9 protein-coding genes are annotated in these 12,692 nt (G+C 36.2%); 8 read left to right on the forward strand and 1 reads right to left on the reverse strand.

Annotated features, from left to right (window positions below):
- The first annotated feature begins 332 nt into the window (after positions 1–332).
- Complete coding sequence (locus tag AB1K81_RS00920; RefSeq protein WP_412974772.1) at positions 333–1,259, forward strand: glycerophosphodiester phosphodiesterase family protein; 927 nt, start codon at positions 333–335, stop codon at positions 1,257–1,259.
- Between the two features lie 54 nt (positions 1,260–1,313).
- Here the strand turns inward: AB1K81_RS00920 and AB1K81_RS00925 are convergent, their stop codons facing one another.
- A complete protein-coding gene (locus AB1K81_RS00925) occupies positions 1,314–3,080 on the reverse strand; it encodes a dihydroorotate dehydrogenase (protein WP_412974773.1) in 1,767 nt (588 codons plus the stop codon).
- A 211-nt stretch (positions 3,081–3,291) separates the two neighbouring features.
- Here AB1K81_RS00925 and AB1K81_RS00930 point away from each other — a divergent pair, with 211 nt between their 5' ends.
- The 7 genes from AB1K81_RS00930 (at position 3,292) to xylF (ending at position 12,525) form a co-directional block, all read left to right on the forward strand.
- Positions 3,292–4,395: a sugar ABC transporter substrate-binding protein gene (locus tag AB1K81_RS00930; protein ID WP_412974774.1), complete on the forward strand. Its 1,104-nt coding sequence runs from the start codon at positions 3,292–3,294 to the stop codon at positions 4,393–4,395.
- Between the two features lie 82 nt (positions 4,396–4,477).
- Positions 4,478–5,998, forward strand: a complete 1,521-nt coding sequence (locus AB1K81_RS00935) for an ATP-binding cassette domain-containing protein (protein ID WP_412974775.1) — start codon at positions 4,478–4,480, stop codon at positions 5,996–5,998.
- A 69-nt stretch (positions 5,999–6,067) separates the two neighbouring features.
- A complete protein-coding gene (locus AB1K81_RS00940) occupies positions 6,068–7,186 on the forward strand; it encodes a sugar ABC transporter permease (protein ID WP_412976093.1) in 1,119 nt (372 codons plus the stop codon).
- 299 nt (positions 7,187–7,485) lie between these two features.
- On the forward strand, positions 7,486–8,466 hold the full coding sequence (locus AB1K81_RS00945; protein ID WP_412974776.1) for a sugar ABC transporter substrate-binding protein: 981 nt from the start codon (positions 7,486–7,488) through the stop codon (positions 8,464–8,466).
- Positions 8,459–9,922 carry a sensor histidine kinase gene (locus AB1K81_RS00950; RefSeq protein ID WP_412974777.1) on the forward strand — a complete coding sequence of 488 codons (1,464 nt, stop codon included), beginning with the start codon at positions 8,459–8,461 and terminating at the stop codon, positions 9,920–9,922. The genes AB1K81_RS00945 and AB1K81_RS00950 overlap by 8 nt, the downstream gene beginning before the upstream one ends.
- Complete coding sequence (locus AB1K81_RS00955; RefSeq protein WP_412974778.1) at positions 9,897–11,432, forward strand: response regulator; 1,536 nt, start codon at positions 9,897–9,899, stop codon at positions 11,430–11,432. Before AB1K81_RS00950 ends, AB1K81_RS00955 begins: the two co-directional genes overlap by 26 nt.
- A gap of 25 nt (positions 11,433–11,457) precedes the next feature.
- Positions 11,458–12,525, forward strand: a complete 1,068-nt coding sequence (gene xylF / locus AB1K81_RS00960) for a D-xylose ABC transporter substrate-binding protein (protein WP_412974779.1) — start codon at positions 11,458–11,460, stop codon at positions 12,523–12,525.
- The last annotated feature ends 167 nt before the right edge of the window (positions 12,526–12,692 follow it).

A 12,692-nucleotide genomic window follows, 5' to 3' on the forward strand; every position in this document is an offset into this window, starting at 1 on the left:
ACACCGTTAGTACGGTATCTTCTAGTAGATAATAACATAATATTCAAACAAAAAATTCCATAAATAGAGACCATTAGTAAGATGCTTTCCTATGATTCTAACAGTAGAAAAAGGCTAGGTAATTATTCAGATATTTCATTGCAACCCAATTAAAACGTTGTATTCATTCTTTAAGCCTACGGTGATTATAGTTAACATTCCGGATATGGTGTCGTCCCTTTGTACGAACCGTATGGTTGCTCTTTTATAATGCTTTTTAACTTTATATCTCTTTCCTACTACCTATTAGTAATTATATTATAATGGACCTAGTTACGGAAAGGAGTGAAATGGTGACAAATACTGTTAATAAGCCTAAAAAGAGATCGAAATGGCGAATACTAGGGTTGATTATTGGAATTATACTATTCACTTGGTTAGTAATTTATTTTTTCCCAGTTTCCCAAAATGAAGATTTAGAGGCATTTCATATGGAAAGACCATTAGTTATTGCCCATGGTGGAGGTAATCATTTAGCACCCTCTAATACGCTAGCTGCATTTACAAATGCATATGAACTTGGTGTGGATGTTCTAGAGTTTGATATACATATGACTAGCGATGGTCATTTAGTATCTATTCATGACCCGACAGTAGATCGTACGACAAATGGTACGGGAAGAGTGAATGATATGACATTGGAAGAGATCCAGGCGCTAGATGCGGCAGATAGCTTTCAAGATTTAAATGGGGAGTATAGTTTTCGAGGGAAGGGAGTTTATATTCCAACTGTGGAGGATATCTTTACCACTATAAATGATCCGGATATGTTGTACACCATCGAAATTAAGGACTCCAATGATCCTGAACTTTATATGGAAATGAGTGAAAAACTATGGAAGCTCATTCAGGAATTTGGGTTAGAAGACAATGTAATTATTGCAGCATTTGATCAAGCTATAGTAGATATGGTGATTGATGTTTCCAATGGTGAAGCGCTTGTAAGTGGCGGCCGTGAGGAAATTAAGAATTTCGTTATCTTTCATAAGCTGTTCCTTAATGGATTGTACCAACAAAAAGTTCATGCACTGCAAATTCCTACAGAAGATAGCAACATAAACTTAATGGATAAAAATCTAATCCAAGGTGCTCACAAACGTGGTATGGATGTGCATTATTGGACCATTAATGATCCCGATGTGATGGAAGAATTAATCGATTTAGGTGCTGATGGTATAATGACTGATCGGCCAGATCTGTTATTAGAGCTATTGGAGTAGAAACAAGGGGACAGGTTCGTCGCCCCACTCGGAACCTATCCCCTTGTCCTACAATTAGTTCTGATGAGTCAAATAGCGATAAGAAAGTAGCAAGCCAATTAGATATAAAACAAGAGCAAAATATGCAGGAAGTAAATGAATAAACGTTGTATAACCAATTGCAAAATGGATATAGATTCCTGCCAAGAAAGCTGGAATTCCGCCAATCAAATAGGCCCACCATACCCATCGGTTTCCTTGTTGAAAACCCCACAAGGAAAGCGTTAATACTAATAAACCTACACTTAGTAATGCGCTACCGAAACCAGCACGATCATGGGCTAGAACAGGGAGTAAGTTCTGATTAAATTCTTCCATTACTTCCGGTGTCATACAAATATAGATTAAATCAGTAGGAACGAAAATGGATGTCACTCCAATTGTAGAGATAACAATCCCACCAAGTACGAAAGAAAACCCTAACAATACAAAAGCTAGCTGACCAAACAATCCTCTTTTGAAAATCCGGCTATTTCTTCTGTTTTTTGAGGATGGAGTACCCTTTATTCCTCTCGTTTTGATAAACCCATAAAGGTAAAGAGGAAGTAGTACTAGCCAAAAAATCAAATGTAGCCAATCAAAATAGCCATATCCAATAAAAGCAAAAATACCGAGAAAACCAATAATAGCTGCTATATCAATTGCTTGTTTTGCCCAGCGTAAGCCACGTTTTACTCCATACTTAGCAAGTAGCATATACACGATACCACCAGAAATCATCGTCCCAGCGAGTGTCATCCGGTCATGAGCCATAAATAACATAATTCGTTCATTAAAAGCCCAAATAGTTTGTCTCTCCATGTTTAAGAATGCTTCATCATAAGGGAGAATAATCGTGGTTACACTGAACAAGAAAGCAAGTAATCCTCCAATCGCAATAAATAAACCAAATAACCAATAGGAAAACCAACCCGACTGAGGAGGTGTGTTAACAGCGAGACGGTCCACCAGTGCTTCATTAATCCGTTTGGTAAGTCCTGGCCCGGAAAAAACATACCCGTCTGATAACATGACGAGATCAACACCAGCATCTAATAGATGTAATGCATGCTCTGGTTCATCGATTCCACCGGAAGTAATAATGGTATTTGGATAACCTTTTCCTCGTAATAACTGTATCTTTTCTACGAATCTAGCATGGTCTTCAATGTTCTCTAGTACAACTCCTGCATATGGGCTTTTCATTATTTCCTCATCAACTTCAGAAGTAGCAAAAAAAATCGGCTTATTCGTTTTGTTTTTTAACTCAGGAAAAGGTGATTCGATGATGTAAGCATCCGCAAAATGATCAAGCGCCTTCATCATGGACTCAAGTTCTTCTTTATTCCCAACTAGCCTAATGAACATAGGTTGTTTCTTTTTAACACTTGTCAATTTCTTAATGGTCATATCCAGTCCAATAGATTCAGATTTAATAGGGAATTGGATTTTTTGTCTTTGTCGATCAACTATAGGACTCGTTAATTTCGCTGATTTTGAAACTGTTACAGGACCAATTTCAAGAAAGCCAAATCCTAGATTCGTAAATGCTTTCGTACCGGAAAGAAGTGGATCGATTTTACCAGACAATCCAACAGGATTAGCAAAATCTATTTTGTAGATATCCTTCTGCAATAATGGGGAACTTTCTTCTCGTCCTAGAAAATTAATGATATGTGAACCGCTGCCGAATGGGAGGGAAGCAATTAAATTCATTTCCCGATGAATTAGTTCCCTAGACAAGCTTGGGGGTAATGTATTTAACAGTGGTTTGAAAAGACCATGGTAGGACCAATCAGGCACAACAGCTTCCTCCTTTCCTTTTTTTCTATTATTGTAACATGCTCGTTCTTATTGGGCATTAGATTGGGACAACGGGACAGGTTACTTGTCCCATTGTTAAAAAAATACAGATAATATTAAAAAATTACCTATTGTTAACGCTTTCATGTAGTAATAACCCTTATATAATGAGTCATGTAGAAAAGAAGTATAAAAAAAAGGGGAGAAAAAGATGAAGAAATCATTTAAGGTTTTAGCTTTAGGTTTTGTTGCTGTTATGGCAATGTTTTTACTTGCTGCATGTAATAATTCAAGTGGTTCAGTAAGTGTTGGTATTGTTCTTCCGACTAAAGATGAACCGAGATGGGTACAAGATGAGGAACGATTTAAGGCTGCTTTAGAGGGTTCTGATTATACGACTGAAATCCTATTCAGCCAAGGTTCTTCTGCAAAGGAAAAAGAAAATGTGGAAACATTAATTAGTAAAGGGATTGAAGTACTAATTATTGCTCCTCACGATGGTGCTGCTGCAGGTGCGGCTGTAGAAGCTGCAAAAGCTGAAGGGATTACAGTTATAGCTTATGACCGATTAATTACTGACACGGAAGCTGTAGATTACTATGTGACGTTTGATAGTGTTGCAGTTGGTGAGGCACAAGGGCAATATTTAATTGATAATACATCAGGTACTGGTGTTCCTCTATATCTATATACGGGTGCATCTTCTGATAATAACGCTTTCCTATTCTTTGAAGGAGCATGGAAAGTTCTTCAGCCAAAGATTGCTGATGGAACATTTGTTATTGCTAACTCAAGTGAAGCAGAAGCATTAAAAGACAAGCCTGAGCTTACTCGTGATGAAATGAGTGCTATCTTAGGCCAGGTAACAACGAATTGGGATCCAAACGAATCAAAGAATAAAGCAGAAACACATTTAACAGCAGTAAGTGATGACTTAAAAGGCGATGTAGCAATTCTTGCACCAAACGACGGTACAGCTCGAGCAATTGCTGACGTGTTCTCAGCTGATCCAGCAATTACTAGTTATGTCGTTACAGGTCAAGATGCTGAGAAAGCATCCATCCAATATATTCTAGATGGTAAGCAAACGATGACTGTATTTAAAGATGTTCGTACACTTGTAACAGATGCAATGGGTATGGCAATTGATGTATTAGAAGGCAATACACCTGAAACAACAGGTACGTACAACAATGGAGCTGCCGATATTAAAGCGAAGCAAACAGACGTAATTGTTGTAAATAAAGATAATGTAAAATCAGAGCTTGTTGATTCTGGTTACTATGAAGCGGATGAATTTACAGGACTAGAATAATAGATGGTTTGAAATAGTAATAGGTTAATATACAATCTATTACTATTTCACCATTTTAACTTGTTTTAAAAGGGTGGGTGCGATGAGTGAATACATTCTAGAGATGGATCAAATTACTAAAGAGTTTTCAGGAATTAAAGCGCTCAACAATGTGAATTTTAAAGTGAAAAAAGGAGAAATTCACTGCTTAGTTGGTGAAAATGGAGCGGGTAAGTCAACCTTAATGAAGGTTTTAAGTGGTGTTTATCCCTATGGGACATATGATGGAAATATTATATTTGAAGGTGATATTCAACAGTTTTCTAAAATAAATGATAGTGAAAATGCCGGTATAGCAATTATTTATCAAGAGCTTGCCCTATTTCCGGACCTTCCTGTATATGAAAATTTATTTGTAGGAAATGAAGTACACCATAAAGGAATTGTTGATTGGAACGATACGATTCACGCTGCAAAAAAAATGCTGGATAAAGTGAATTTAAATGTGGATCCAGAAAGGCTAGTTAAAGATTTAGGGGTTGGACAGCAACAACTAATCGAAATTGCTAAAGCTTTAAGTAAGGATGTTAAACTGCTCATTTTAGATGAACCAACAGCTGCTTTAAATGAAGATGATAGTGAAAATTTATTAAATTTATTACGAAATCTAAAGAAGCAAGGGATTACGAGCATCATGATTTCTCATAAACTGAAGGAAGTTATTGCCATTGCGGATAGTGCAACAGTACTTCGAGATGGAAACACGATTTGCACATTAGACGCTTCTAAAGGTGAAATTACAGAAAGCATTATTATAAAAAACATGGTAGGTCGTGAAATTAGTGATATTTATCCAAAGCGTGATAATAAAAGCTTTGGGGATATAATTTTAGAAGTATCGAATTGGTCTGCTTATGATTCCCAAGTAGGTAAACAAATTCTTAAAGATATACAATTTCATGTGAAAAAAGGTGAAATCGTAGGAATAGCTGGGTTAATGGGAGCAGGACGTACTGAGTTTGCACAGAGCATTTTTGGTAATCCAAAGTCCTATAAAATCCAAGGGGAATTAAAAGTCAATGGTAAGGTGAGGAATTTCAAGCACACTAGTGATGCGATTAAAGCTGGAATAGCTTATGTAACAGAGGATAGAAAAGGTGACGGATTATTTTTAACACAAGATATTAAAAATAATATATCCATTGGCAATTTAAAGGAGATATCTGCTAGTGGTGTTATTAATGAAAATGAAGAGATAAAGGTTGCAGATGAATATAAGAAAGATTTAACTATTAAAGCTTCTTCTATTGAACAATTAGTCGGTAATTTGAGTGGTGGGAACCAACAAAAGGTTTCACTAGGAAAATGGCTGTTTATTAAGCCAAATATCTTAATTTTGGATGAACCAACGAGAGGGATTGACGTTGGGGCAAAATTTGAGATTTATACGATTATGAATAGCCTCATTGAAGAAGGGTTAAGTATCATCATGATTTCTTCTGAGCTTGGAGAAGTATTAGGGATGAGTGACCGAATTTATGTAATGGCAGAAGGCGAAATTAAAGGTGAGATTTTAGCAGAAAGAGCAACACAAGAAAATATCATGCAACTTGCAACACAATAGGGGGTGGAATCATTGAGTTTTTTTGCTGAATTAAAATCACTACTGAAAAATAACATTCGCGATTACGGAATGTATATTGCTTTACTTATTATTATGCTTACTTTCACGATATTAACAGATGGATTATTTTTATCCTCGCGTAATATTAGTAATCTACTAGATTCCGCTGGATATATAGCAGTTCTTGCGGTCGGGGTCATGATTGTAATCGTTATTCGACATATTGATTTATCAATTGGATTCTTAGCAGGATTTCTGGGAGCTATAGCCGCTATTCTATTAATGAGAGCAGGCATGCCAGTATATATTGTTATTCCGATTATTCTACTTATCGGAACATGTATTGGGCTCACGACAGGTTTTCTTGTAGCGAAGGTCGGGATTCCTTCGTTTGTAGCAACACTAGCCGGATGGCTTATTTTCAGAGGAGCATTATTACAAGTTACCGAGGGATCTGGGACAATTATTATTCAAAATGATGCATTTAATGCAATTGGTAATGGATACATTCCATCTATTGTTCAATTGGGGGGACTACATTTACTCTCATTATTAGTTGGAGCAATAGGTATTCTATTATTTATCTATAGTTCTATATCGAAGCGGAGGAAAATGCTGAAATATGAATTTGAAGTGGTTTCCAAACCAATCTTCATATTGCAGCTAGTATTCGTATCTGCAATTATTGGTTATATTACTTGGATTCTCGCAGGATATAATGGGTTATCTTGGACATTAGTAATTATTTTGCTTGTGGTTGTAGTCTATCATTTCATTACGACGAAAACCGTTATTGGAAGACATATATATGCTGTCGGAAGTAATCCAGAGGCTGCTAATTTAAGTGGAATTAATGTGAAGAAGATAACGTTACTTGTATTCGGATCAATGGGCTTCCTTGCTGCTTTATCCGGGATACTATTCACTTCCCGTTTACAATCTGCAACGACTACAGCAGGTACGTTGTTCGAGTTGGATGCTATCGCTGCAGCATATGTTGGTGGAGTATCCTCTGCAGGTGGAGTTGGTAAAGTAACTGGAGCGATCATTGGTGCGATAGTGATGGCATCGTTAACGAGTGGAATGAATCTACTTGGTGTCGGTATATCCTATCAATATATGATTCGCGGCGGAGTATTAGCGTTAGCGGTTATTTTTGATGTAATGACTAGAAAACGTGCAAGTTAAATGAAGTATAGTTTAAAGCGTTAGGGACACTTATTGTCTCTAACGTTATTTTTGCGGAGCGGATAGTATCAGAATTTCTCCTGCATAAGAGAAATAAATTACGAGCAAGTGAAAGAGTTTTTCTCCATATAACTCTTTTTAGTCTCAGTTTCCACTTTTATCTGTATTAGCTAATCTACTAACTTCTTCATCTATTGGTTTGTTGTTATATATAATTAGGTGTATGATAACAGTGAATATTCATTCATTTACTAGATAACGATTACTTTATTAGTCCTACATAATGGGGGTGCTTCTACTTGCGTAAGACATCTTTTATTTTTTTAAGTATTATTTTTATCGTTCTTTGCTTTTTTACAACAACATCTGCGCTTCATGTCTTTGAATCGGACTGGGAGATGCCGACGTCTATCAAGGAGAGTGAATCCTCATATCGAGTTGTCCTAATTACACAGGAAATGGATACACCTTTTTGGAATCAAGTAAGTAGAGCGGCAGAGAGAGAGGCACAAAAACTGGGGATAAGTTTAGAAGTATGGGGAAATTATGGTAGTCATCAGGAAGACTTTTTGACTAACTTGGAAGTTGCCATCCAGTCAAAAGTGGACGGAATAATTGTTCAGGGGCTAGATTCAGACAAATTTAAAGAGTTAACAAAGGTTAAGGCTTCTTTTTATGGAATTCCGATTATGACGATAGCGAATGATGTGCCAATAGAAGAAAGTTTTCGAAGAACCTATGTTGGATCTGATCAATACAAATCTGGAGAACTTTTAGCAAAACAATTAATTTCTGACATGGGGGATACTGGTGATGTTGTACTTGTGTTTAATAAAAATGTGGAGCATTATCAGGAGCAACGAATTGCTGGTATAGAAGAGGTTTTACAGGATTATACGGGTATAAATCTTCACTATGCAAAGACTTCGAGTGCCAGGGAAGATATGGTTGCGACGATTCAGGACACGTTAAATCAATTTCCAAATGCTGATGCGTTTATAGCAGTTAATGCTAATAGTGTTGGAGCTATTGTTCAAGAAATAAGTAAGCGTTATCAAGTGGAACCATTTTATATTTACTCATTCGATGAAGGGCCGGAATCCCTCTCGTTACTTAAGCAAGGTACAATAGATGCTGTTATTAAGCAATCACCAGAGGAGATGGGGAGAAAGAGTATTGATTTACTCACGAAATGGTTAAATGGTAACCTCGTTCCACTTAATACAGAAGGGTATGTAACAGACATTCAAGTGTTAAAGGCAGTGGATTTACATGAGTAAAATACAGAAGAAGATTTGGACCGTCTCCGCTATAATGCTTGTTATCATGTCATCGATTTGGATTGCATTAACATATTACAATAATAAAACATTGACACAATATAATGAAATCTTGCAGCGATACTTGAGTATGAATCAAGTTTCCACCGCAAGTCAAGATGTGATAAATAACTTAAATGACTATATGATTATTCCCTCTCTCCAAAATAAGCAGCAAATTGAATTGAGTAAACAGACCGTACTGAATGCAAAGAAACAAGTATACAGTTTGAGAAATAGTGATAATGATTTTACGATTACGAACTATAGTAATTTAATAGATAGCTTTATAGAATCTACTAATCGATTTTTATTATATTACGCAGAAGATGAAATAGAGTTATCTACAAAGGAATTTGCAGAAGCATCCAGCATATCTAATCATATTTCCGATATGACACTTTCATTAATGGAAAAAGAATTAAAAACCTATGATTTATTTTACCTAGGTATCATTAAACAATCGAATGAATTAAAAGAGCTTGGGATTTGGTTAATATTATTAATTGCATTTATATTACTTGTTCTTTCATATTGGTTTTCTAGAAGTATAACAAAGCCTGTGCTCGACCTTACGAAAGCGGCTAATGAACTTGCTAAAGGGCGATTTGATTTGCAGGTGAAGGTAGACACAAATGATGAAATTGCTTTTCTAGCAAAAACCTTTGACCATATGCGGAAGAATATCAATAAATTATTTTTAGAAATTCAACAAAAAGCAAAGCTTGAGCATGAACTGCAACAAAATAAAATTTTATTACAAGAGAGTCAGTTCCGTAGTCTCCAGAGTCAAATTAATCCTCATTTTTTATTTAACACATTGAATGCCATTTCAAAAAAGGCCTATTTGGAAGGAGCTCAAGAGACTAGTGATTTATTAGTAAATGTTGCTGGATTATTAAGGTACAATCTGAAGCAAATGGACCGGAAAGTTCCACTTAAGGATGAAGTAGAAGTTTTACAACAATATTTAGAGATTCAAAAAGCTAGATTAACAGACCGCCTTCAGGTACAAATGGAAATTGATGAGTCGTGTTTAAAGGAACTAATACCAACACTCACACTACAGCCACTAATTGAAAACGCTGTTATTCATGGAATAGAACCAAAAGAAGATGGCGGAAATATATGGATACGAATATTGGATGATAATGAATGGGTAACTATCGAAATTGAAGATGACGGAATAGGAATGGATGAAGAAACGATAGAGAAATTACTCTCAGAGAAGTATAAATCATCTGAGGGACATTCTACTGGAATCGGTTGTAGTAATGTCATGACACGTCTACGGCTTTATTATGGTAGAGACGACGTATTCCATATCGATAGTGTCAAAGATTGTTATACAAAGATTGTATTAAAGCTTTGGAAGAAAAAGGGGGAAGGCAATGATGCAACTCCTAATCGTGGATGATGAACAAATTGAAAGGGAAGGTATGAAATTCATCTTGCAAAAATCCTTTCCTAGTCTTGAGGTGCTGGAAGCAAGAAATGGAAAAATGGCTATTGAGATTGCTAAAACGATAAAGCCAGACTTAATTTTAATGGACATAAAAATGCCAGGAATTAGTGGTTTAGAAGCGTTGGAACGGATCATGGAATTTAGTACAGACATCAAATTTATTATGGTAACCGCGTATGATACATTTGATTATATGCGCAAAGCGATTAAACTAGGGGCATCAGACTATCTTTTAAAGCCAAGTAAAGCAGCTGACATTGTTGAAACAGTTGGAAAGGTTCTCAAAGAAATTGTTGTAGATAAAAGGTCACGAGCAGCTAGTAAGAGACAAGAAACCGTGATTCAGAAAACAAGATCAATTATTGAAGCAGATTTAGTCACGCAATTATTATTTGAGCATGTCCATGAAGTAAATGTTGATTTACTAATTGATATGCTTGAAATCGATCGAAATCATGAAGTATTTGTAATGAATGTCCTTGTACCAGATAGTTCGGATCATCCGTACCCTTTAATAAAGGAGAAAGTAAGCGAGCTAGGTAATTGTTTAGTTGGGGCACTTTCAGGAAACCAATTACCTATTATTGTATTTCGTGATAAGAATGTTTCGTTTCGTTTTCAAGCAACGTCCTTTGCTAAAAAAATTATAACAGTAAAGCAGCATCATGAAGCGTTAGGATGGTTTATTGGGATCGGTAACGTTTATTCCGAACTAAATCAAGTGAAAAAATCCTATCAAGAATCCTTAGTAGCAGCAATGGAATATCTTTCTCCGGCTAAATATCGATTCTATGCTGAAATAGAAATAGTAGAAGAGGACTTTTTTGATTTACGACTAACAACATTAAAAAAAGATATTGTGGATCAAATTAAATTAGGACAGTGGGAAGCGATTCGTACCGAAGTGTTGAGCTTAGTACAGTTTTTTGAGCAACAAGGTGCAAGTTTAGTATATAGTCAGCAAAGAATATTAGAAGTTTTATGGGTCGTCTCTCGTGTCTTAAATGATTTAGGAATAGAAGCCAAATCACCACTATTTGCTTTTCAAACTATCGATTACCGACAGCTTCGAATGGAAACGGGTCAATTATTGGATTTGTTAAAGCAAAAACATATTCATTATTATCAACAACTAGAGGCTGATAATGTCCAGCAAATCAAACAATATATTCAAGCCCATTCCCATGAAGAAATTTCGCTGGAAACTTTAAGTGTGGAAATGGGACTTAGCCCTATTTACATAAGTAAATTATTTAAGGAAAAAATGGGCATCAATTATATTGATTTTCTTACAGAGTGCCGAATAGAAAAAGCAAAAAAATTGATGCAAGATCCGAGACGAAGTATTAAGGAGATTGCAATTGAAGTCGGCTATCACGAACCAAATTATTTTAGTAAAGTATTTAAAAAAATGGTACATGTTTCACCGAAGGAATATCAAAATGCGATTCATGGAAAGTAAGGGTAAGGCTTAGGGGGATCGTCCAGTGAAAAAGCTATTCAATCTTTATCTTATGGTTATCATGACAATTTTTTTAATCACACTTTCCGCTTGTGAAACGAAGCAGAGTGTTGAAGAAAATAACGGAACAATGCCGAATGAAAATGTCCGCTCTCCAAAAGGTGAAATTAAAATAGGTTTCTCCATGGATACATTAGAGGAAGAACGGTGGGCGAAGGACCGGGATTTGTTTCGAGAAGAATTAGAAGCTTTAGGTGCAGAAGTAGAAATAATGGTGGCCAATGAAAATGCTGCTGTTCAGCTTTCCCAAATTGAAACGATGATATCTAACGGTACTGATTTGCTAGTAGTTGTTCCTTATTATACAGAAACGGCGGCGGCTGTTGTGGAGAAGGCCCATTCTGCAGGTATTAAGGTAGTATCTTATGATCGAATCATTAAAAATGCCAATGTTGATTTATATGTTTCGTTTGATAATGAAAAGGTAGGGGAGTTGCAAGCAGAGGTAATCACAGATTTAGTACCAAAAGGGAATTATGTTTATATAGGAGGATCTGTAACCGATAATAATGCAATTCTTATTAAAAAAGGTGTCTTTAATGTACTCCAGCCCTACATTGACCGTGGGGACATAAAAGTGGTGTACGATCAATGGACGGAAAATTGGACACCAGAGAATGCTTATCAAAATATGTTAGCAGCTTTAGAAGCAAATCAAAATCAAATCGATGCCGTGATCGCTGCCAATGACGGAACAGCTGGCGGTGCAATAAAAGCTTTGGAAGAAAAAGGGTTAGCAGGAAAAATACCTGTCGCCGGTCAGGATGCAGACCTTGCTGCTGTACAGCGTATTGTGGAAGGGACTCAAACGATGACAGCGTATAAGCCAATCCGTAATCTTGCAAAGAAAGCTGCGGAAATTGCTGTTGCTATGGCAAGAGGTGAAGCTTTTGAAACAAACAGGAAGATTAATAATGGGAAAATAGAAGTTCCATCTGTCTTGCTCTCACCTATTGAGGTCAATCAAAATAATATCGACGAAACCATTATTGCAGACGGATTTCATACAAGGGAAGAAGTATATGGGAATTAAAAGCGGGACAGGTCCATCGACCCATTTGGGATGATGGACCTGTCTCGCTGTCCAAAGCGCGTGAGGAAATTAGCATTAATTAAAGGGTTTTAGGGGAAAGTGTAGAAATATATATAATAGAGGTAAAAGTACTAAAGGGTTTTAGGAGAAACATAGTATTAACTTAA

Source organism: Ornithinibacillus jepli (assembly GCF_047228935.1).
GTDB lineage: Bacteria > Bacillota > Bacilli > Bacillales > Amphibacillaceae > Ornithinibacillus.

Coding starts and splice junctions, on each gene's coding strand:
- AB1K81_RS00940 (WP_412976093.1), top strand. CDS start 6,068: ATGTATATTGCTTTACTTATTATTATGCTTACTTTCACGATATTAACA.
- AB1K81_RS00935 (WP_412974775.1), top strand. CDS start 4,478: ATGAGTGAATACATTCTAGAGATGGATCAAATTACTAAAGAGTTTTCA.
- AB1K81_RS00955 (WP_412974778.1), top strand. CDS start 9,897: ATGATGCAACTCCTAATCGTGGATGATGAACAAATTGAAAGGGAAGGT.
- AB1K81_RS00950 (WP_412974777.1), top strand. CDS start 8,459: ATGAGTAAAATACAGAAGAAGATTTGGACCGTCTCCGCTATAATGCTT.
- AB1K81_RS00930 (WP_412974774.1), top strand. CDS start 3,292: ATGAAGAAATCATTTAAGGTTTTAGCTTTAGGTTTTGTTGCTGTTATG.